Below are 22092 nucleotides of genomic sequence, written 5' to 3' on the forward strand. Positions count from 1 at the left end.
GTTTTTCCAGAACGAGAAGCTTATGACCGAGCCACTGCGCATCGTCTTCGCCGGCACCCCGGAATTTGCCGCCGAACACCTCAAGGCCCTGCTCGACAGCCCTCACCAGATCGTTGCCGTGTACACCCAGCCTGATCGCCCGGCTGGCCGTGGGCAAAAACTGATGCCCAGCCCGGTCAAGCAACTGGCGCTGCAACATGACATCCCGGTCATGCAGCCACCAACGCTGCGCGCCCCCGAGGCCCAGGCCGAACTGGCTGCGCTCAAGCCTGATTTGATGGTGGTGGTCGCCTACGGCCTGATCCTGCCACAAGTGGTGCTGGATATTCCGCGTCTGGGCTGCATCAACAGTCACGCCTCGCTGCTGCCACGCTGGCGCGGTGCTGCGCCGATTCAACGTGCGGTGCAGGCCGGTGATGCCGAGAGCGGCGTGACCGTGATGCGCATGGAGGCAGGTCTGGACACCGGACCGATGCTGCTCAAGGCCGTCACGCCGATTAGCGCGCAGGACACCGGCGGCACGTTGCACGACCGCCTGGCCGAGCTCGGTCCGCCTGCGGTGTTACAGGCTATTGCTGGCTTGGCGGAGGGTTCGCTGGTCGGCGAGGCTCAGGACGACAGCCTGGCCAATTACGCGCACAAATTGAACAAGGATGAGGCGCGCATCGACTGGACACGTCCGGCCGATGAGCTGGAACGTCTGGTGCGCGCCTTCAATCCGTGGCCGATCTGCCACAGCACGCTGAACGAAGAAGCCTTGAAAGTGCTGGCGGCTGATCTGGCCGAAGGGCAGGGCGCACCGGGGACCATTCTCAGCGCCAGCAAGGACGGCCTGATCGTCGCCTGCGGCCAGAACGCCCTGCGCCTGACTCGCTTGCAACTGCCGGGCGGCAAGCCGTTGAATTTCACTGACCTGTTCAACAGTCGCCGCGAGAAATTCGCCATCGGCACGGTGCTGGGCCAATGAACCCGCGTCTGGCTGCCGCCAAGGCACTGGCTGCCGTGCTCAGCGGCAAGGCGTCGTTGAACAGTTCGTTGCCCACGCAACTGGACAAGGTCGAGCTACGTGATCGCGGCCTGACCCAGGACCTGGCTTTCGGGACGGCGCGCTGGCAGCCGCGCCTGTCGGCACTGGCCGCCAAACTGTTACAAAAGCCCTTCAAGGCCGCCGATGCTGACGTCGAAGCGTTGCTGCTGGTGGGGCTTTATCAGCTGTTTTACAGCCGCATCCCTGCGCATGCGGCCATTGGTGAAACTGTTGGCTGCGCCGACAAGCTGAAAAAGCCGTGGGCCAAAGGCCTGCTCAATGCCGTGCTGCGCAACGCTCAACGCGATGGCGAAGCGCTGCTGATCGAACTGGAACACGACCCGGTGGTGCGCACCGCCCACCCACGCTGGCTGCAAAAAGCCCTGAAAGCCGCATGGCCGGAGCAGTGGGAAGCCATTTGCGCAGCCAACAACGCGCACCCGCCGATGATTTTGCGGGTCAACCGCCGTCACCAGCGTCGCGATCAGTACCTTGAGCTGCTCAAGACTGCCGGGCTGGAAGCGAGCGCGTGCACGTTCAGTCAGGACGGTATCGTGCTGGCCGAGCCGTGCGATGTGCGCTCGCTGCCCGGTTTTGCCGAAGGCTGGATCAGTGTGCAGGACGAAGCCGCGCAACTGGCCGCCGACCTGCTGGAGCTGGCCCCCGGCCAACGCGTGCTCGACGCCTGCTGTGCGCCGGGTGGCAAGACCTGCCATTTGCTGGAGGTGCAGCCGCAACTGAGCGGCGTGGTGGCGGTAGACCTGGAAGCCAAGCGCCTGGTGCGCGTGCGTGAAAACCTTGAGCGCCTGGGTCTGGACGCTGAACTGATCGCCGCCGATGCCCGCGAGACAGCGCAGTGGTGGGATGGCAAGCCGTTCCAGCGCATTCTGCTCGACGCCCCGTGCTCGGCCACCGGCGTGATCCGTCGCCACCCGGACATCAAACTGACCCGCCAACTGGACGACATCGCCGCGCTCGCCACCTTGCAGGGCGAACTGCTCGACGCGTTGTGGCCCACGCTGCAAGTAGGCGGCATGCTGGTGTACGCGACCTGCTCGACACTGCCAACTGAAAACACCGACGTCATCGAGGCGTTTCTGGCCCGCACCTCTGGGGCCAGAGAACTGGATATCGCCGGGCAGGCCGGGCAGCCACCGGCCGGCATAAAGCAACCGCACGGTCGTCAGTTGTTGGCCCAACAAGGTGGCCACGATGGTTTCTACTACGCCAAACTGATCAAGATCGCAGCTCAAGATCGCGGCGGCGCAGGAGTAACCAGTTGAAGATCATCATTCTGGGTGCGGGTCAGGTGGGCGGTACACTGGCCGAGCATCTGGCGGGCGAAGCCAACGACATCACCGTGGTCGACACCGACGGCGACCGCTTGCGCGATCTGGGTGATCGCCTGGACATCCGCACCGTGCAGGGCAAAGGCTCGTATCCGGCGGTGCTGCGCCAGGCAGGTGCCGACGACGCTGACATGCTGGTCGCCGTGACCAGCAGCGACGAAGCCAACATGATCGCCTGCCAGGTGGCCCACACGCTGTTTCACACACCGACCAAGATCGCGCGCATCCGTGAAGCGGCGTACCTGACCCGCGCAGGCCTGTTCGACAAGAACGCGATTCCGGTCGACGTGCTGATCAGCCCGGAACAGGTGGTCACCAATTACATCAAGCGCCTGATCGAGTACCCCGGCGCGCTTCAGGTAATCGATTTCGCCGAAGGCAAGGCGCAGCTGGTCGCGGTCAAAGCCTATTACGGCGGGGCGCTTGTCGGTCAGCAACTGCGCCAGCTGCGCGCGCACATGCCTAACGTCGATACCCGTATCGCAGCGATCTACCGGCGCGACCGGGCGATCCTGCCCAAAGGCGATACGGTCATCGAAGCCGACGACGAGGTATTTTTCATCGCCGCCAGGGCTGATATTCGTGCGGTGATGGGCGAGCTGAGGCGTCTGGACGAGAACTACAAACGCATCGTCATCGCCGGCGGCGGCAACATCGGCGAGCGTCTGGCCGAAGCCATCGAAAGCCGTTATCAGGTCAAGATCATCGAAGTGAACCCGGCGCGCTGCCGCTACCTGTCGGAGAACCTCGACAGTACCGTGGTGCTGCAGGGTAGCTCATCGGACCGCGACCTGCTGCTGGAAGAAAACATCGGTAACACCGACCTGTTTCTGGCGCTGACCAACGACGACGAAGCCAACATCATGTCGTCACTGCTGGCCAAACGGCTGGGCGCACGCAAGGTGATGACGCTGATCAACAACCCGGCCTACGTTGATCTGGTCCAGGGCGGCGAGATTGACGTCGCGGTCAGCCCGCAACTGGCAACCATCGGCACATTGCTGGCCCACGTACGCCGGGGCGATATCGTCAGCGTTCACTCTCTAAGGCGTGGCGCTGCCGAGGCCATTGAGATCGTTGCCCACGGCGACCCGAAATCCAGCAAGGTGGTCGGTCGCGCCATCAAGGACATCAACCTGCCGACCGGTACGGCGATTGGCGCGATCATCCGCGACGAACAGGTCCTCATCGCCCACGACGTCACCCTGATCGAATCCGGCGACCACGTGATCATGTTTCTTGTGGATAAAAAGTGCATTCGCGATGTGGAGCGGCTGTTTCAGGTAGGCCTGAGCTTTTTCTGAACAGCCTGCCGGCTGACTGAACCTCCGGCCGACCGGCTCGGTCGGCAACGCTCGTCGATCCGGGCGAATTCTCCTTGGGCCCGTGTATCTCAATTACACGCGCACTAAGCCTGTGACGGGCTTTACCAGGGAAACATACGCAATGTCTGACTCCAACGCCCCCCTTCAAGGCTCGCAAACCGACGGTTCCCCGGCAGGCGGCTGGCCTGCGCTGAATGCGGTCAACAAACACCTTCTGCACCAGCATGTGCTGGTCAAGGGCAACCGCACGCTGCTGTCCATGAACAAGCCCGGCGGCTTCGATTGCCCCAGTTGTTCCTGGCCGGACCCAAAGAAGCCGCATACTTTTGAATACTGTGAGAACGGTGCCAAGGCACTGGCTTGGGAATCTACCAAAAAACGCGTGACGCCTGAGTTTTTCGCCCGGCATACGGTCAGTGAGCTGGCCACCTGGAGCGATCACGATCTGGAAAAACAGGGCCGTATTGCCGAGCCGATGCGCTACGACGCGGCCAGCGACAAATACCTGCCCGTCACTTGGGATGAGGCGTTCGCCGAGATCGGCGAAGAGCTGCGCCAACTGAGCGACCCGTGGAAGCTGGAACTGTACACCTCCGGGCGCACGTCGAACGAAGCGGCGTTTCTGTATCAGCTGTTTGGCCGCCTGTACGGCATGGCCAATTTCCCTGATTGTTCGAACATGTGCCATGAGACCACCACTGTGGCGCTGCCGGAGTCGATCGGGGTCGGCAAGGGCACCACGACGCTGGAAGACTTCGAGAACGCCGACGCGATTTTCATCATTGGCCAGAACCCGGGAAGCAACAGCCCGCGCATGATGTCCGAGCTGCACGCGGCGGCAAAACGGGGCGCCAGCATCATCTCGTTCAACCCGCTGCGCGAGAAGGCGCTGGTGCGCTTTGCCTCGCCTCAGGACCCGCGCGACATGCTCAGCCTGCATGGCGTGGAGATCAGCTCCCAGTATCATCAGGTCAGGATCGGCGGCGACATGATCGCCCTGCAAGGCGTCTGCAAAGCGGTGATCGAAGCCGATGACGTGGCCCGGCGCGAACATCTGCCGCGCGTTCTTGATGTGGCGTTCATCGAAGAGCACACCCACGGTTTTGAGCAATACGCTGATTATTGCCGGCAGTTGCCTTGGGACCTCATCGAAAGCCATTCGGGCCTGACGCGCCAGGCCATTGAGGATGTGGCGGCGGTCTACAGGCGTTCGGAGCGGGTCATCTGCTGCTGGGGCATGGGCGTCACTCAGCACAAGCGCGGCGGCGATGCCGTGCAGCAGATCATCAACCTGCTGCTGTTACGCGGCAACATCGGCAAGCTTGGTGCCGGGGCCTGCCCGGTGCGCGGGCACTCCAATGTGCAGGGCGACCGAACGATGGGCATTTATGAAAAAGCCGGTGAGCCGTTTCTGGCCAGCATGAGCAAGGTGTTCGGTTTCGAGGCGTCGAGAAGAAAAGGGCACGCGGTGGCTGAGACCTGCGAAGCCTTGCTGCGTGGCGAAGTGGAAGCGCTCATTTCCATGGGCGGCAATTTTTTCCGCGCCATTCCTGACATCGACGCGATCTGCCCGACCGTCAGCCGCTTGAAAATGACAGTGCTGGTCAACACCAAACTGAACCGTAGCGCCACGGTGCACGGCCAGAAAGCCTTTTTGCTGCCATGCGTGGCGCGTTCGGAACGGGACCTGCAGAACGGCGTGGCGCAAACCATCACGGTCGAAGACTCGATGTCGATAGTGCACGGCTCGACCGGCATGCTGGAGCCTGCGTCAAAACATCTGATTTCCGAAGTCGCCATCATCGCCGGCATCGCCAAAGCGACGCTTGCGCCCAACCCCAACGTGGACTGGGACAGCTATGTGGGCGACTACGCCAGGATTCGCGACAAGATCGAAGAAGTGTTGCCCGAGCAGTTTTACGACTTCAATCGGCGCATTCTCGAGCCGGGCGGCTTCCGCCTGCCCAACGCTGCCAGCGAGCGTAAGTGGGACACCGAGTCCGGCAAAGCCAACTTCCTCTTCACTGAAGGGATCTACGACGAGGACGACACACCGCCGGGCGCTGCGCACTTGCAGTTGATGACGATTCGCAGCCATGACCAGTTCAACACCACGGTGTACTCCAACGATGACCGTTATCGGGATATTTTTGGCGACCGCATGGTGGTGATGCTCAACCCGCAGGACATCGAACGCCTGGGGCTGAAGGCCGGGGACTACATCGAATTCCAGACCGCACTGGACCTGACCACCCCACGCCGCGCGCCGGGCTTCAAAGTCATCGCCTATGATGTACCGCCAGGCTGCTGCGCAGCGTACTACCCGGAAACCAACGGCCTGTTGCCACTGGCCAACCGCGACAGCCGCAGCAACACCCCTGCAGCGAAATCTATCCCGGTGAACCTGGTGCGGATGAGCCCGGAAGGGGCGCAAGTAGCATTGGAGCGGCGCGGGTTGATAGCGGCGGCCAGTTGAACCCAATGCGCAACGATAACCTCAACTATCGTGCGGCGCTCCGCATCGCATGCAGTTCTGGACGCTCCGCGTCCGGTCTTTCCTAGTACCAGCGTGCTTCGCCTGGTGGACGTTTCTTGAAGCGTTTCATTGTCCACATGTACTGGCTCGGATAAGCCCGCACGTATTTCTCGACCACTTTGCTCATCGCCGCTGCCGAGGTTTGGGTGTCGGTGCTGTACATGGCTTCGGGAGCCGCCTCCAGCACAACCTTGTAGCCCGAACCGTCCGGCAGGCGCATGGCGTGCAGGAACACGCCGACGGCCTTGCCGCCAGCCAGCATGTTCGGCACAAACTTGCTGGTCAGCGCCTGGGTGCCGCAAAAAGGCACGAAGATGCCCGCTGATTCAGCCGGCTCCGGATCGGCCGGGATGCCCACAGAACCACCTTTGCGCACTTCCTTGATGACACTGAGAATGCCTTCCTTGGTCGATGCGGCAACACGGTTGCCCAACTGCACACGCTGTTTGCGCAACAGGTCATCCACCGCTTTCAACTTGGGCGGACGATAGAAAATGATCGGCTTGCACTGGCTGCAATAGAAGTGATTGAGCACTTCCCAGTTGCCCAGGTGACTGGTAATCCCGACCACGCCCTTGCCGGACGCCAGCGCGTCCTTGAGCACTTCGAGCCCTTCGACTTCGCGCACCAGATTGATCGATTTCTGAGCAGGCCAGATCCACGCGCAAGCGCTTTCGGTGAGTGTCTTGCCGATGTCCATCAGGCTGCGGCCGACCAGCTTTTCCAGCTCGGGCTCGCTCAGTTCGGGGAAACACTTGGACAGGTTGATCCGCGCCACTTCGCGCGAGCGGTTGGGCAGCTTCCACATCAACCAGCCGATGGCCGTACCGACCCATTGCACGGCTCGCCACGGCAGCAGCGCAAACAATCGCAACGCCCCGACCATTACGGCGCCTTTGAACTTATCCACAGATGACTCCCAGATTCTCGAGGCAGGTAGTGTAACGTCAGCGGCTCAGGAGCGTGTACCGATCACAATCGACGGTATGGTCCATAACCATGCCGGTGGCCTGCATGTAGGCATAACAGATGGTCGGGCCGACAAACGTGAAGCCGGCTTTTTTCAGTGCCTTGCTCATTGCTTCGGCCTCGGCGGTAATGGCCGGGACCTCGCTGCGATCCTTGAAATGGTTGATTTTCTGTTTGCCACCGACAAACGACCAGAGCAGGCCGACCGGGTCTTCCAGCGCCAGCCAGGCCCGCGCATTAGTGCGCACGGCCTTGAGCTTGAGGCGATTGCGGATGATGGTCGGATCTAGCATCAGCGCGTCTATCTCGGCATCGCTCAATTGCGCCAGCCGCTCGGCGTCGAAGCCGAACAGCACCTCGCGATAACGCGCCCGACGCTTGAGAATCGTGATCCACGACAGACCCGCCTGGAACCCTTCGAGCAAAAGCAACTCGAAGAGCTTCTGCGCATCGCGCAGCGGCACTCCCCACTCCTGATCGTGATAAGCGATGTACAAGGGGTCTTCGTTGCACCAAAAGCAGCGTGTCATAGGGCTCCCAGGAGTGGACGTGCGGCCGAATCGGGTATACTCCCGCTCTTTGAATCGCAGCCCAGCACAGGTGAAATTTGTGAGCCAGCCTACGCCAGCCGTGCGTACCTTCCAAGACTTGATCCTCGCCCTCCAGCAATACTGGGCAGAACAAGGTTGCGTGGTACTTCAGCCCTACGATATGGAAGTAGGCGCCGGCACGTTCCACACCGCCACGTTTCTGCGCGCCGTAGGCCCGGAAACCTGGAATGCCGCTTACGTACAGCCAAGCCGTCGGCCGACTGACGGCCGTTACGGCGAAAACCCGAACCGCCTGCAGCATTACTACCAGTTTCAGGTGATTCTCAAGCCCAACCCGGACAACTTCCAGGAACTGTACCTGGGCTCGCTCAAGCACATCGGCCTCGATCCGCTGGTGCATGACGTGCGTTTTGTCGAAGACAACTGGGAATCGCCGACGCTGGGCGCCTGGGGTCTGGGCTGGGAAATCTGGCTCAACGGCATGGAAGTCTCGCAGTTCACCTACTTCCAGCAGGTCGGCGGCATCGAGTGCTACCCGGTGACTGGCGAAATCACCTACGGCCTCGAGCGTCTGGCGATGTACCAGCAGGGCGTGGACTCGGTCTACGACCTGGTGTGGGCTGACGGCCCGTTCGGCAAAGTGACCTACGGCGACGTGTTCCACCAGAACGAGGTGGAGCAGTCCACCTACAACTTCGAACACGCCAACGTCGACAAACTGTTCGAACTGTTCGACTTCTACGAAAGCGAAGCTGCACGCCTGATCGAGCTGGAGCTGCCGTTGCCAGGCTACGAAATGGTCCTCAAGGCTTCGCACACCTTCAACCTGCTGGATGCCCGTCGCGCGATTTCCGTGACCGCGCGTCAGCAATACATCCTGCGCGTACGCACACTGGCCCGCTCGGTGGCTCAGGCCTACCTGCAAGCCCGGGCCCGTCTCGGCTTCCCGATGGCGCCGCCCGATCTACGCGATGAAGTGTTGGCCAAGCTGGAGGCAGCGCAATGAGTGCTCAAGATTTTCTGGTTGAACTGGGCACCGAAGAACTGCCACCCAAGACCCTCGTGTCGCTGGCAGATGCTTTTCTCGCCGGTATTGAAAAAGGCCTTGCGGGCGCAGGTCTGACCTATAGCGCCAAACAGGTCTACGCCGCGCCGCGTCGCCTGGCCGTGCTGATCACCGCACTGGCCACGCAACAGCCGGATCGCAGCGTGAACCTGGACGGCCCGCCGCGTCAGGCCGCGTTCGACGCTGACGGCAACCCGACTCAGGCAGCTTTGGGCTTCGCCAAGAAGTGCGGCGTCGACCTGAGCGAAATCGATCAGAGCGGCCCGAAACTGCGCTACAGCCAGACCATTCTCGGCAAGCCGACCACCTCGCTGCTGCCGACCATTGTCGAAGACTCGTTGAACGACCTGCCGATTGCCAAGCGCATGCGCTGGGGCGCTCGCAAGGAAGAGTTCGTACGGCCGACCCAGTGGTTGGTGATGCTGTTCGGCGATCAGGTGGTGGACTGCACGATTCTCGCCCAGAGCGCCGGTCGTCATTCTCGCGGCCACCGCTTCCATCACCCGGAAGACGTGCGTATTTCTTCGCCTGCCGGCTACCTCAGCGACCTGCGCGCAGCTAATGTTCTGGCCGACTTCAACGAACGTCGCCAGATCATCAGCAAGCGCGTCGAAGAGCTGGCCAGCCAACAGGAAGGCACCGCCATCGTGCCGCCAAGCCTGCTGGATGAAGTGGCCGGGCTGGTCGAGTGGCCGGTTCCACTGGTGTGTTCGTTCGAAGAGCGTTTCCTTGATGTGCCTCAGGAAGCCCTGATCACCACCATGCAGGACAACCAGAAGTATTTCTGCCTGCTGGATGCCGACGGCAAGTTGCTGCCGCGCTTCATCACGGTGGCCAACATCGAGAGCAAGGACCCGGCCCAGATCATCGCCGGTAATGAGAAGGTGGTTCGTCCACGCCTGACCGACGCCGAATTCTTCTTCAAGCAGGACAAGAAGCAGAAGCTGGAAACCTTCAACGATCGCCTGAAAAACGTCGTGTTCCAGGCCCAATTGGGCAGCGTGTTCGACAAGGCCGAGCGCGTCTCGAAGCTTGCCGCCTACATCGCACCCCGCATCGGCGGCGACGCCCAGCGTGCGGCACGTGCCGGGCTGTTGTCCAAGTGCGATCTGTCGAGTGAAATGGTTGGCGAGTTCCCGGAAATGCAGGGCATTGCTGGTTACTACTACGCCAAGGCCGATGGCGAGGCAGAAGATGTCGCGCTGGCGCTCAACGAGCAGTACATGCCGCGTGGCGCAGGTGCTGAGCTGCCGACCACGCTGACCGGTGCGGCAGTTGCCATCGCTGACAAGCTCGACACGCTGGTCGGTATTTTCGGTATCGGCATGCTGCCCACCGGCAGCAAAGACCCGTATGCCTTGCGTCGTGCGGCGCTGGGTATCCTGCGGATCCTGATCGAGAAGAAGCTGGACCTGAACCTGGTCGAGACCGTGAAGTTCGCGGTCACGCAGTTCGGTGCCAAGGTCAAGCCCGCAGGGCTGGCTGAGCAGGTGCTGGAATTCATCTTCGACCGTCTGCGTGCGCGTTACGAAGACGAAGGCGTCGAAGTGGCGGTATATCTCTCGGTGCGTGCCTTGCAGCCCGCCTCGGCGCTTGATTTCGATCAGCGCGTTCAGGCGGTGCAGGCTTTCCGCAAACTGCCGCAAGCCGCCGCACTGGCTGCCGTGAACAAGCGCGTATCGAACCTGCTGAGCAAGGCCGAGGGCAGCATTGCCCAGACCGTCGAGCCCAAGTACTTCGACAACGCCAACGAGTTCTCGCTGTACTCGGCAATCCAGCAGGCTGATCATGCGGTCCAGCCAATGGCTGCCGAGCGTCAGTACAGCGAATCGCTGGCGCGTCTGGCGATGCTGCGCGAGCCGGTCGATGCGTTCTTTGAAGCGGTGATGGTCAACGCGGAAGACGCCAATGTGCGCGCCAACCGTTATGCCTTGCTGGCGCGCTTGCGCGGCCTGTTCCTCGGCGTTGCCGATATCTCGCTGCTGGGCTGACAAGGGGACGCTGTTGAAACTGCTGATACTCGACCGGGATGGCGTGATCAATCACGACTCCGACGCCTACATCAAGTCGGTTGAGGAGTGGATACCCATTCCTGGCTCGGTCGAGGCCATCGCAGCGCTGAGCAAGGCCGGCTGGACGGTGGCCATCGCCACCAACCAGTCGGGCATTGCCCGAGGTTATTACGACCTGGCCATCCTGGACGCCATGCATGCGCGCTTGCGCACGCTGGTGGCAGAGCAGGGTGGCGAGGTTGGTTTGATCGTCTATTGTCCGCATGGGCCAGACGATGGCTGTGACTGTCGCAAACCCCGACCCGGCATGCTCCAGGCCATTGCCCGACACTACTCGGCAGACCTGAAGGGCCTGTGGTTCGTGGGCGACAGCAAAGGTGACCTGCAAGCCGCGCTGGCCGTCGATTCTCAGCCTGTGCTGGTGTTGACCGGTAAAGGCCGCAAGACGATGAACGGCGAAGTGCCGACAGGTACGCTGATTTTTGACGATCTGGCGGCGGTTGCCGCAGAACTTATCCACACTAGCGCTTCACTGAACAACTGACCTTCCAGGTTCAGGACGCTCAAGGAGCGGGCACCTGCCCGTACGGTAAACGTAACTATGTCGATCATGCAGGCAATCAGGACCTTCATCTTTTACCTGTTGCTGGGCACCAGCTCGCTGCTGTGGTGCACCTTGAGCTTTTTCATTGCGCCGTTTCTGCCGTTCAAGGCCCGCTATCGCTTCATCAATGTCTACTGGTGCCGTTGCGCACTGTGGCTGACCCGGGTGTTCCTCAACATCAAGGTCGAAGTAAGCGGCGCAGACAACGTTCCGAAAACGCCGTGCGTGATCATCTCCAACCATCAAAGCACGTGGGAAACCTTCTTTCTGTCGGCGTATTTCGAGCCACTGAGCCAGGTCCTCAAGCGTGAGTTGCTGTACGTGCCCTTCTTCGGCTGGGCGATGGCCATGCTGCGCCCCATCGCCATCGACCGTGATAACCCGAAGGCTGCACTCAGGGAAATCGCCAAGAAGGGCGACGAACTGCTCAAGGACGGCGTCTGGGTGCTGATCTTCCCGGAAGGCACGCGTGTGCCTTACGGCCAGGTTGGCAAGTTCTCGCGTGGCGGCACGGCACTTGCGGTCAACGCCGACCTTCCGGTTCTGCCTATTGCTCACAACGCAGGCAAATACTGGCCTCGCGATGGCTGGGGGAAGAAGCCAGGCACTATTCAGGTAGTCATCGGCGAACCGATGTACGCCGAAGGCACCGGCCCCCGCGCCATCGCAGCGTTGAACGAGCGCGTTCAGACCTGGAATGAGGATACTCAACGCGCATTGGGCTCACCGGTTGCACCGGCGACAAGCACCGAAAAGGTCCCGGCGTGATTTTGTGGATAACCTGTGCACGGAATTTTGAAAAAATCCAAAAACGGCGTTTAACCTATTAATTCCTATACATATTTCTGTTAGCCATAAAAGCGCGTAAAACGTGCATAAGTTTTGGTGATGTACAAAAAACCGACCTCGAAAGGGTCGGTTTTTTTGTTCAAGGCCTCTAGCGAGATACGACTATCCGATACTCCCGCGCAGGCAATCCGTACCGTTGACGAAACACCCTGCTGAAGTACGCCACATCGCTGAATCCCCAGCGCCAGGCGATCTCGCTGATCTGTCGATTGACCAGCAGTGGTTCGCGCAAATCGTTGGCGCAGTGTTGCAACCGTGAAGACAGCAGTTACCGACCGAACGATGTCTCCTCGTCATGAAAAAGGCTGTTGAGGTAGCGAGTGCTTATTCCGAACCGGGCGCTGACACAGGGGAGGTTAAGCGTTGTATCTGTCAGGTTGGACTGAATGTGGTCTTTGATGCCCAGCAGAAGGGCGCTGCGCTGTGTCTGTCCTTTGACCCGCTCGGACAGCGCCATTGCCAGCAGGTCCAGCCCTTGCTCAGTTATCCGAACTTGCTGTGTTTCACCCACTCGATTCTCGAGGGCGGCAAGGCCGGTGAAAAAGTCGAACACCAATCCATTGAGCGGGTTATCGCGAGACATTGATAACGCCGTCAGGTACTCAAGATTGCACAGGCGCTGTTGCAGACTCTTGCGCGGGATTTGCACCACGGTCTGCCTGAATGCACTGTCGAAGTGCAGCCGGTAGGGGCGACGAGTGTCATAGATAGCAAAGTCGCCGACCTCCAATACTGCCTCGCGCCCCTCTTGGGAAACCTGCGCCCTGCCTTCAAGCGCCAGACTCACCAGTACAAATTCATCGTCGCTGCGAGAAATTCGCGCGGCATCGCGAACAACGGTTTGCCTGCAAGCCTGCACGTCCACCAATGACAGCGTAGCGATGCTGTGCGAGCGCAGCCGGCCCTGGAAGTTATTCCGATCCGAAAAGGCGCAGCTCAGCGGTACAAAAGTATTGCACACCACCTCTTGCCAGAACTCTGCTCGTTCTCGCGCTGCAATATTGTTGGTATCGAAAAAGATGCTCATCGCGTTCAACCTGCACTTCGATGCTTCAAGCCTTTCGCCATGCAAGTCTGAAACCACTCCTGCCGGTCGGTGCACGACAGTCAAAAAGCGGTTACTTTTCGTCCTAATACCACTGCCGGAAAAGCCAATAGCCTGTGGCCACCTACCCGCCATTTGAGCTAATGACTATGAAAGCGCCACTGAAAGTTGCCTGCGTACAGGCCGCGCCCATGTTCCTGAATCTGGACGCCACGGTAGACAAGACCATAGCCCTGATCGAGCAGGCAGCGGCCGCCGGAGCCGGTCTGATTGCATTCCCCGAGACGTGGATTCCGGGCTACCCATGGTTTTTGTGGCTGGACGCACCGGCCTGGAACATGCCGTTGGTGCATCGCTATCACCAGCAGTCTCTGGTGCTGGACAGTGCTCAGGCACGACGCATCAGTGATGCAGCTCGTCAGCACGGTATCTACGTGGTGCTGGGTTACAGCGAGCGCAGCAAGGCTTCGCTGTATATCGGTCAGTGGATCATCGACGATCAAGGCGAGACCGTCGGCACGCGCCGCAAGCTCAAGGCGACGCATGTGGAACGTACATTGTTTGGCGAAGGAGACGGGGCGTCATTGCGACCCTTTGAAACACCTGTAGGCGTACTGGGTGCCCTTTGCTGCTGGGAGCACCTGCAACCGCTCTCGAAATACGCCATGTACGCGCAGAACGAACAGATTCACGTAGCCGCCTGGCCCAGCTTCAGCCTGTACCAGAACGCCACCCGCGCGCTTGGCCCAGAGGTCAACACCGCCGCTTCACGCGTTTATGCCGCAGAAGGGCAGTGCTTCGTCATTGCACCGTGCGCAGTGGTCTCTCCGGAAATGATCGAGATGCTCTGTGACAGCGATGCCAAGCACAGCTTGCTGCAGGCCGGCGGAGGGCATGCACGAATCTTTGGCCCGGACGGAAGCGACCTCGCCACCCCGTTGGGCGAACATGAAGAAGGCCTGCTTTACGCAACACTTGATCCTGCCGCTTTGATCTTCGCCAAAGTCGCGGCCGACCCGGCAGGGCACTACTCGCGCCCTGACGTCACACGCCTGATGTTCAACCCCAATCCCAACCCTTGCGTGGTGGAACTGCCTGGCCTGCCGATTGGCAGCAACGCTGGCGAGCCGATTCAGCCAGTCATTGCGATGGAGGTGTGACATGCACTCAGCCATTCCTGACCATCTGCGCACACCGCGCACGCTGAACAGCAATGTACCTGAAGGCTATCAACCACCTTTTCCTGCGTGGTCGGCGCGTTTCGATCCCTTGGCAGGGCAGGTGGTGATGGCTTACTTCGGCATCCAGGCATTGCATCCAGTAGGTCTGCCGGACCTTGCACCTATCACCAAGTATTTCGTCGCGGGCTCAGGTCCTCAGTATTGGGACAGCGCGCGCTGCGTGGATGCCAATGGCCTGCATACCTGCACTGCCTTTGCTTACTGGCGAAACGTGGACGCGTTTTATCAGTGGCACAACGACTCGGGTTTCAACCAATGGTGGCAAGATCCGGCTCGTGAAACAGGACCAATTGGCTGGTTTCTTGAAGTTGTCTGTCCCAGCGCCGAGCGTTTCGAAACATTATTTTCTGCCCCGGGAACGCCCGAAGGCGTTGCTCATTTAGCCACCCACATGAGCGAGCCGATTCTGGAACACGCCTACTGGGGCAGTTCTCGCGACCGCATTCCTCTGGCCCAGACCGACGCGTTGATCGGTAGCGGCGGCCCCACGAGTGAAGCGCCTCAGCGCCCAGGTCGTGTACGCGTTTCAGGCCGCGACAACCTTTGCCTGATTCGTTCCGGCCAGGACTGGAGCAGTACCACTGGACAGGAGCGCGACCTGTACTTGAACGACATACAACCCGTCCTGAAAACCGGGATGACGTTTCTGCGTGATGAGGGAGCCACCGTCGGCTGCCTCAACTGTCGGTTCATGCAAGCACTGGATAGCGAGACTGGAGAGCCTGTGGAGAAGAGTTTCGGCCTGGCCTGGTTCGATGACCTGGCCAACCTGCCCTATGGACATCTCAAGGACGACGGCGAGGCAAACTCGCTCGGCCAACTACAGGCACCGGCGACCTGATTCTCGGCGCACCGGTGAAGTGGACCTTGAGCACGGCACACAAGGATGTCTTTTCCCTGGCACCTTACCTATACGCGCCCACCGGCAGCTACGACAACGATGACGCGTTAAACCTCGGCGAAAACCGCTGGCGTCTTTTGCTGCAGGCGGCTTACATCCACCACTTCAACGAAAAATGGGCGCTCGACACCGCCGCCGATATTTCATGGTTCAGCCATAACAACGACTACGGCCCTGGCAGTGCCACGCTTGAACAAAAAACACGCCACGAATATCAGGCTTATCTGCGCTACAACCTTTCGCCACACACCCATTTTGCGTTGGGTGGCGGCTACATCAATGGCGGAGAAAACCGGGTGGGTGGCATCGATCAGAACGATAGACTGAGCACCACGTATATACGCATGAGCGCCACTCACATGCTGACGCCATCGATTCAGGTACAGGCAGTGATCGGTAGAGATGTGGAAGTGGAGCAGGGCTTTATGGAGAAGTCCAGGTTGAATCTGCGTTTGGCGAAGCTGTTTTAGGTGCGGGAATGCGCTCATGTAGGTGGTGTATCGGCCGCTAAGTAGACGCTGGTGAATCATTCTTTATACGGCGAGCTTGCTCCTGGAGGGTTCGCTGACTGGGTGAAAAACGCCTGCTTGCTTCTCACGATAATGTGTTCCACGTGGAACACTGTAGCAATCCGGGTGCTCGGCAAAGTCGCCCTTGCACATTTCAAGCTTGGCATCTGTCACCGCGTCGGCCTCTATGCCGTGCTCAGGGTTCTCATCCAAGCGCCTTGGTCTGCCAGACCACTTGTGTGTTTCAAGCACCACACAAACAAAAACCCCGGCTTTCGCCGGGGTAGATGTTTGATCAAGCGTCCTGTCGGCGGGCAACATGAATGTCATCCGTCACGCTATAAAAATCAATGACTTAAGAACGAATTGGGCAAGATTAATGACATGAACGCGTCAAACAAGATGTCATCTTCCGTCCAACGAGCGCAACTTATTGTCATTTTCCGCAAGCCAGAAGAACTGCGCGCTGACCGCACTACATATCCGCTACGCCGCCCACTCAAAGAGTTCAATGCGTAACCCAGATTGACAAATTGGCAATTTCCCTAAGGTTACAGGGATTCCAGCCAGCATGGAACAGGCATTTTTCTCGCCGACTGCTAACAGAATTTGTAGTCCATATAAGTCTTATGAAAGCATCGCAGTTGAGCAGGAGGAGTCAGCAAACCTGTACCCCATAGCCTTGTAACCCACCTAGCGTCTGCTCCATGCCTTGTCACCATCAGGTCATAAAGCAACGCTAGGCTGAATAGAATGGGCCGGAATTTTCTGGTCTAGAGGAGGCCTGCCTTGTCCTCTCCGTCCATGCGAAAAAGACTAGAAGACTACTCCGACGGCTTGATAGCGGCTGCGGAATACGTTCGCATGTCGACTGATCACCAACGCTATTCCACCGAAAACCAATCTGCTGCTATTCATGCTTACGCCCTGAGCCATGGCATGGACATTGTAAAAACCTATCGTGATGAAGGCAAAAGCGGCTTAGACATCGGGGGCCGCGACGCTCTGCGTAGGTTGCTCGATGACGTCCAGGCGGGAAATGTTCAGTTCCAAATTATTCTGGTTTATGACGTCAGTCGCTGGGGGCGCTTTCAGAACACAGACGAGAGCGCTCATTATGAATACCTCTGTACCAGCTCAGGCATCCAGGTGGTGTATTGCGCAGAGCCCTTCGAGAACGATGGTTCGCCTCTGGCAACGATTTATAAAGGTATCAAACGTTCAATGGCAGGAGAGTACAGTCGCGAGCTCTCTCAAAAAGTTTTCGCTGGCCAATGCCGCCTTGTGGAAAAGGGTTTCCATCAGGGCGGGCCCGCAGGGTATGGACTGCGCCGCGCTCTGATTGATGAGAAAAATGAGTTCAAGGCAGAACTGTCGCGGGGGCAGCAAAAAAGCATTCAGACGGACAGGGTCATCCTAATTCCTGGGCCTGAAGCTGAGATAGAAATCGTTCAACACATCTATCACCGATTCATCCACAACGGGATGAACGAACGCGAAATTGCTAACGCACTTAATGCTGACGGTGTGCTCACCGACTTTGATCGTCCTTGGAGCCGTAGCAGCGTCCACGAGGTGCTGACCAATGAGAAATATATTGGCAACAACGTATACAACAAAACATCATCCAAGCTACGCAAACGTAGCAGCCGCAACCCGCCCGACAAGTGGATACGCTGTGATGGCGCATTTCAAGGAATTGTTTCACTAGAGGTTTTTACCTGCGCTCGCGAAATCATCCTGCAGCGTTCACACCGCCTAGATGATACACAAATGCTAGAACTGCTCCGCGCCTTACTTCAACAGGCAGGCTCATTATCTGGGATGCTCATTGACGAGCAGGACAACATGCCCTCCAGCACTGTTTACATAAGTCGTTTTGGTGGACTTTTACGCGCCTATACCCTCATCGGTTACGCACCAGACCGAGATTATCGATATATGGATATCAATCGGTCTCTACGACAACTACATCCACAGGTTTTTGAAGACGTAATAAAACACTTGGAAAACGCTGGAGCGAGTGTAGAAATCAGTGCTCAGAATGACGTATTAACAGTTAACGGTGAGTGGACGGCATCTGTAGTTATCGCCCGCTGTCACTCAACTCCGGCAGGCACTCTTCGATGGAAACTGAGATTCGACATTAGCCTGGCACCAGATATCACCATTGCTGTGCGCATGGAGCGAGCAAACCTTCAAGTCCGGGACTATTACCTCGTTCCACTTATAGACATGGGCGCCTGGCCACAGAAAATGGCAGAAGAAAACAGCCCTCTGATAGACAGCTACTGTTTCCAAACTCTGGATGTACTTGATGGGCTTGCTGCCCGCTGCTCTCTGAAGGAGGCTTGTCAATGACCGTCCCCTTAACCACACGCGACCGTATCGCACTTATGTGTCAACGCCAACTAAAAAGTGACCCCCTTCCGTGCTAAATCGCCAACTTAGTTTTGACCCCCCTCGGGTTCATATTTTCGAGCCGGTTCGGCCCGAGAAGATTTGGTTCCTGCTTTGCGCTTGTCCTTGAGTCGATAGCTTTCACCTGTCATCTGCACGATATGGGCATGATGTAACAGCCTGTCCAGCATGGCCGCTGTCAGTGTTTGATCATCCGCAAAGGTTCCGGCCCACTGGGTAAACGGCAAGTTACTCGTGAGGATCAGGCTGCCTTGCTCGTAGCGCTTGGCGACAACATTGAAGAACAGGTTGGCTTCATCACGACCAAACGGCAGGTAGCCGATTTCATCGATGACCAACAACCCAGGGGCCATCACCACACGACTGAAGTATTCCTTGAGCCGTTCCTGGCGGTGCGCAGCGGTCAGTTGCAGCATCAAGTCAGCCGCCGTGACGAAGCGGGTTTTGATACCGGCCATCACTGCCCGGTAGGCCAGGGCGATAGCCAGGTGGCTCTTGCCTACACCACTAGGCCCCAGGAACACGATGTTCTCGGCACGTCCAACAAAACTCAGTGCTGCCAGCTCCTGGAGCTGTGCCCGGGGGACGCCGGTGGCAAACGCGAAGTCGTATTGCTCCAGCGTTTTCACAGCGGGCAGCGCGGCAGTTTTCAGCAGGGCCTGTCGAGAGCGTTCACTTCGGGCATCGGTCTCGGCAGCCAGCAGCTTTTCGAGGAAGTCGGCAAAGCTGTCTTCGCCGCTTGCTGCTTGTTGGGCCAGGTGCGGCCAGTCCACCCCGACGCGCTCAAGCTTTAGCCCCTTGCATAGTTCTGTCAGGCGAGCATGTTGAAGGTTCATGCTCTCACCTCCAGCAGTTGCTCATAAACCGACAGCGGATGCTGCAAGCTCTCGTACGGCAGGACCCGTCCCAGGCGTAGGCCTTGGGCGGGTTGTGGGCGCAGGCTCTGTGTTGGCAGTGGTAATAGTACCTGCTGCTCTTGGGCCAGACGTACCGCCGGTTGAACACCCGTCGTGCCGTGAATCCGCTGATGAGCGACTTCGTCGAGCCATTGGCCGATATGTGCGTTGGCCGTCACCACATCCAGCGTCAGACCCGCACTCTTGAGCGTAGCGGCCAACGGGGTAATGAAACTGCCCTTCAGATACCCGTTGAAGCGCTCAACCTTGCCCTTGGTCTGGGCACGGTAAGGGCGGCAGACCTTGGGAATAAAACCAAACTCATCGGCCAGCGCAGCCAATCGGGGATGCCAACGGTGCTGGCCCTCCCCAAAAGCATCTCGCTCGGTGATGATGGTTCCGGCGTTATCAAACAATGCCTGCTCGGGCACGCCGCCAAAGTAAGCGAACGCCTCCCGAAGCCCTGTCAGCCAGGCTTCGCTGTCCTCTCGCTCGGAGAAACGGACAAAGCTTGCTCGACTAAAACCAAGTGTCGCCACGAACGCCTTAAGCGGCTGACGGCCTCGTCGAATGGTGGTGAAGTCCACCTGTATCTGCTTGCCGGGCAGTGTCTCGAAACGTACCACCGGCTCTTCTGCCTTACGTTTGAAGGGGCGAATATAAGCCTTCAGACGACTGACGCCGCCGCTGTACCCCAATGCCGTGATCTCACGCAGCAGGACGGTCGCCGGAATCCAGTGTGGGCGCGCCGCCTCAATACGCTCGTGCAGGTAGTCCTTGAAGGGGTCGATTTTGCACGGACGTGCGGGTCTCACCTTGTCACTGGGTAGCGACCGGGCCTTTCGCAGGTACTTGCGCACGGTGTTACGCGAAATACCCAGCTCACGGGCGATGAATTTGATGCCATGGCCCTGACGGGCCAACACTTTAATTTCCACAGACTGCTCCTGGGTCAACATATTGGCAGCTCAAAGCCGCCAGTTTTACCCAGGGGGGTCAATTCTAGGTTGGCGTTAGGGGGTCATTTTTACAGTGGCGGTGACAATTGAGCAATACGGGATCGTCAGGAAGGTTGTCGGGCAATGGTCGCATGCCCTGGATTATACCCGTCAGGCAACAAACCTTGGAGTCAAAATCTTATGAGGACGGTTGCGCCACAGATCAAATCCATCCAGCAGCCAATTCAATTGTAAGCGATCCACCAACCACACCTACCATCAGATGCGGCTTCCGTTTATCTTGGCATTTCCGGTGAGCAGTTCCACGGCAGCAACGCCTCATAGTCGGCCACCGACTGCGCAAGTGGCAACCTCTCCAGTACGTGGCGCAGCCACGTATAGGGCTCCTGGCCGTTGACCTTGGCGGTCTCGACCAAGCTATAGATCTGTGCACTGGCGGTGGCGCCTTTAGGCGTGTCGCTGAACAGCCAGGCTTTGCGCCCAATAACAAACGGCTTTATTGCGCGCTCTGCCGGGTTGTTGTCGATCGGTAAAAAGCCGGCTTCCACGTAACGCTTCAGCCGACTCCAGTTATTCGCCAGATAACCAACTGCCTTGCCCAGCACGCTTTGCGGCGTCACGTGGGACTGAGTTTTATCCAGCCAGCTTTTCAACTGAGCCAAGATTGGCAGGCTTTTCTCCTGCCGACCGGTAAAGCGCTGTTCGTCGCTGCCGTCTTTCAATTCGCGCTCGATACCGTACAGCTTATTGATCATCGTCAGCGCGATATCGGCACGCCCGGTCTTGCCCTTAGGTTGCACTTTTTGTGCTTCGACAAATTTGCGCCGCGCATGGGCCATACACGCCAAGCGCTCCACGCCCGGTTGTAACGCCAGCGCGTTATAGCCCGCGTAATCATCAGTCATCACATAGCCGCGATAACTTTCCAGCAGCCGTAACGGTACGTCCTGCGCGCGGCTGGAAGTGTAGTCGAACAATACGACTTTATGATCTGGAGGCCCGCTGGCCTGTACCCACATCCAGGATTGGCTGGTCGGGTCTCGATCTGGTTCTTTCAGTACCTGAACGCGGGTTTCGTCACAGTGGATGACCGGGCTTTCCAGCAATCGATCACGCATCAGATTTAACAGCGGCTGCAAATGTTCGCCGCACTGGATAATCCAGCGGGCCAACGTTTGACGCGGGATTTCTATGCCATGTCGGCTTAGCACCGTTTCAAAACGATGCAGCGGCAAGCCGTCGACATACTTGGTGGTCAGCAGCATGGCCAACACGCTGGGGCTGGCCATGCTCTTTTCAATCAACTGCGCAGGCTTGCCGGCTGTGACCGGTGCCGACTCACAGCCACGACAGCCGTAGACTTTGCGGATGTGTTTGATCACCCGAATCTGCATCGGCACGATATCCAGTTGCTCGCTGGTTTCCTCGCTGACGACATGCTTGCGGCAACCGCAGGCACAGGTCAGTTCGTGTTCGGGCAGCTCGTGGATGACTTCAATGCGCGGCAGATCAGCCGACAGTGGCTTGCGCTTGCCACGGCGTGGCGCAGGAGCAACTACTTCCTCATCAGCATCGCCGACCGGGAGCATAGGCTCGCTTTCAGGTTCATTGAACAAGGCAAGTTGAGGGGTATTAGGCTCGACGGTTTGTTCGGACTTTCGACCAAAAATACGGTCACGCAGCAGCTTGATCTGCTCTTTGAGATCAACGATGTGAGTGGCGTAGGCGTCTTTAACTTCCTGTTCGCGCGAGCGTGCTTCGTAGCTCTCAAGCAGCATCTGTTTGAGCAATACGGGATCGTCAGGAAGGTTGTCGGGCAATGGTCGCATGCC

18 protein-coding genes and 1 pseudogene are annotated in these 22092 nt (G+C 58.7%); 12 read left to right on the forward strand and 7 right to left on the reverse strand.

Annotated features, from left to right (window positions below):
- Nucleotides 1-22 precede the first annotated feature (22 nt).
- The 4 genes from fmt (at nucleotide 23) to PSPTO_RS00960 (ending at nucleotide 6177) form a co-directional block, all read left to right on the forward strand.
- Nucleotides 23-967, forward strand: a complete 945-nt coding sequence (gene fmt / locus PSPTO_RS00945; protein ID WP_005768186.1) for a methionyl-tRNA formyltransferase — start codon at nucleotides 23-25, stop codon at nucleotides 965-967.
- Nucleotides 964-2310, forward strand: a complete 1347-nt coding sequence (rsmB, locus tag PSPTO_RS00950; protein ID WP_011103025.1) for a 16S rRNA (cytosine(967)-C(5))-methyltransferase RsmB — start codon at nucleotides 964-966, stop codon at nucleotides 2308-2310. Before fmt ends, rsmB begins: the two co-directional genes overlap by 4 nt.
- Nucleotides 2307-3680, forward strand: coding sequence for a Trk system potassium transporter TrkA (gene trkA, locus PSPTO_RS00955; protein WP_005768190.1), 1374 nt, complete (start codon nucleotides 2307-2309; stop codon nucleotides 3678-3680). Before rsmB ends, trkA begins: the two co-directional genes overlap by 4 nt.
- 142 nt (nucleotides 3681-3822) lie before the next feature.
- Nucleotides 3823-6177, forward strand: a complete 2355-nt coding sequence (locus tag PSPTO_RS00960) for an FdhF/YdeP family oxidoreductase (protein WP_057443166.1) — start codon at nucleotides 3823-3825, stop codon at nucleotides 6175-6177.
- An 82-nt stretch (nucleotides 6178-6259) separates the two neighbouring features.
- Here the strand turns inward: PSPTO_RS00960 and PSPTO_RS00965 are convergent, their stop codons facing one another.
- Complete coding sequence (locus PSPTO_RS00965) at nucleotides 6260-7147, reverse strand: lysophospholipid acyltransferase (RefSeq protein ID WP_005768197.1); 888 nt, start codon at nucleotides 7145-7147, stop codon at nucleotides 6260-6262.
- A 37-nt stretch (nucleotides 7148-7184) separates the two neighbouring features.
- Nucleotides 7185-7736, reverse strand: a complete 552-nt coding sequence (locus tag PSPTO_RS00970; protein ID WP_011103027.1) for a DNA-3-methyladenine glycosylase I — start codon at nucleotides 7734-7736, stop codon at nucleotides 7185-7187.
- A 79-nt stretch (nucleotides 7737-7815) separates the two neighbouring features.
- Between PSPTO_RS00970 and glyQ the strand changes: the two genes are divergently transcribed.
- The 4 genes from glyQ to PSPTO_RS00990 are packed head-to-tail and all read left to right on the forward strand — an operon-like array spanning nucleotide 7816 to nucleotide 12207.
- Nucleotides 7816-8763 carry a glycine--tRNA ligase subunit alpha gene (gene glyQ, locus PSPTO_RS00975; RefSeq protein WP_003379468.1) on the forward strand — a complete coding sequence of 316 codons (948 nt, stop codon included), beginning with the start codon at nucleotides 7816-7818 and terminating at the stop codon, nucleotides 8761-8763.
- A complete protein-coding gene (gene glyS / locus PSPTO_RS00980; protein ID WP_011103028.1) occupies nucleotides 8760-10814 on the forward strand; it encodes a glycine--tRNA ligase subunit beta in 2055 nt (684 codons plus the stop codon). Before glyQ ends, glyS begins: the two co-directional genes overlap by 4 nt.
- A gap of 13 nt (nucleotides 10815-10827) precedes the next feature.
- The gene (gene gmhB, locus PSPTO_RS00985) at nucleotides 10828-11379 is read left to right on the forward strand and encodes a D-glycero-beta-D-manno-heptose 1,7-bisphosphate 7-phosphatase (RefSeq protein WP_011103029.1); all 552 of its coding nucleotides are present in this window, start codon (nucleotides 10828-10830) and stop codon (nucleotides 11377-11379) included.
- Nucleotides 11380-11436: 57 nt separating this feature from the next.
- The gene (locus PSPTO_RS00990) at nucleotides 11437-12207 is read left to right on the forward strand and encodes a lysophospholipid acyltransferase family protein (RefSeq protein ID WP_005768204.1); all 771 of its coding nucleotides are present in this window, start codon (nucleotides 11437-11439) and stop codon (nucleotides 12205-12207) included.
- 169 nt (nucleotides 12208-12376) lie between these two features.
- Here the strand turns inward: PSPTO_RS00990 and PSPTO_RS00995 are convergent.
- Nucleotides 12377-13315, reverse strand: a pseudogene (locus PSPTO_RS00995) (helix-turn-helix domain-containing protein).
- Nucleotides 13316-13482: 167 nt separating this feature from the next.
- On the opposite strand from PSPTO_RS00995, the gene PSPTO_RS01000 reads away from it, so the two are divergent.
- From PSPTO_RS01000 to PSPTO_RS30120, 3 genes are read left to right on the forward strand one after another with little or no spacing between them, the layout of a single operon-like run.
- Nucleotides 13483-14493: a nitrilase gene (locus PSPTO_RS01000; RefSeq protein WP_005768207.1), complete on the forward strand. Its 1011-nt coding sequence runs from the start codon at nucleotides 13483-13485 to the stop codon at nucleotides 14491-14493.
- 1 nt (nucleotide 14494) lies between these two features.
- Nucleotides 14495-15415: a phenylacetaldoxime dehydratase family protein gene (locus PSPTO_RS30115; protein ID WP_005768208.1), complete on the forward strand. Its 921-nt coding sequence runs from the start codon at nucleotides 14495-14497 to the stop codon at nucleotides 15413-15415.
- A 26-nt stretch (nucleotides 15416-15441) separates the two neighbouring features.
- Entirely contained in the window at nucleotides 15442-15945 is a 504-nt protein-coding gene (locus PSPTO_RS30120; RefSeq protein WP_005768209.1) for a transporter, read from the forward strand.
- Nucleotides 15946-16008: 63 nt separating this feature from the next.
- Here the strand turns inward: PSPTO_RS30120 and PSPTO_RS30020 are convergent, their stop codons facing one another.
- Nucleotides 16009-16305, reverse strand: coding sequence for a hypothetical protein (locus PSPTO_RS30020; RefSeq protein WP_046463635.1), 297 nt, complete (start codon nucleotides 16303-16305; stop codon nucleotides 16009-16011).
- A gap of 483 nt (nucleotides 16306-16788) precedes the next feature.
- Between PSPTO_RS30020 and PSPTO_RS01015 the strand changes: the two genes are divergently transcribed.
- Nucleotides 16789-18345 carry a recombinase family protein gene (locus PSPTO_RS01015; protein WP_011102959.1) on the forward strand — a complete coding sequence of 519 codons (1557 nt, stop codon included), beginning with the start codon at nucleotides 16789-16791 and terminating at the stop codon, nucleotides 18343-18345.
- A gap of 86 nt (nucleotides 18346-18431) precedes the next feature.
- Here PSPTO_RS01015 and istB read toward each other — a convergent pair whose 3' ends face one another.
- The 3 genes from istB to PSPTO_RS01030 all read right to left on the reverse strand — a co-directional run bounded on the left by istB (nucleotide 18432) and on the right by PSPTO_RS01030 (nucleotide 22089).
- The gene (istB, locus tag PSPTO_RS01020) at nucleotides 18432-19241 is read right to left on the reverse strand and encodes an IS21-like element ISPsy4 family helper ATPase IstB (RefSeq protein WP_005741073.1); all 810 of its coding nucleotides are present in this window, start codon (nucleotides 19239-19241) and stop codon (nucleotides 18432-18434) included.
- Nucleotides 19238-20260, reverse strand: coding sequence for an IS21-like element ISPsy4 family transposase (gene istA / locus PSPTO_RS01025; protein ID WP_002551322.1), 1023 nt, complete (start codon nucleotides 20258-20260; stop codon nucleotides 19238-19240). The genes istB and istA overlap by 4 nt, the downstream gene beginning before the upstream one ends.
- A 275-nt stretch (nucleotides 20261-20535) precedes the next feature.
- A complete protein-coding gene (locus tag PSPTO_RS01030) occupies nucleotides 20536-22089 on the reverse strand; it encodes an IS66-like element ISPsy5 family transposase (RefSeq protein ID WP_003409202.1) in 1554 nt (517 codons plus the stop codon).
- Nucleotides 22090-22092 lie beyond the last annotated feature (3 nt).

It is taken from the genome of Pseudomonas syringae pv. tomato str. DC3000 (assembly GCF_000007805.1).
GTDB lineage: Bacteria > Pseudomonadota > Gammaproteobacteria > Pseudomonadales > Pseudomonadaceae > Aquipseudomonas > Aquipseudomonas avellanae.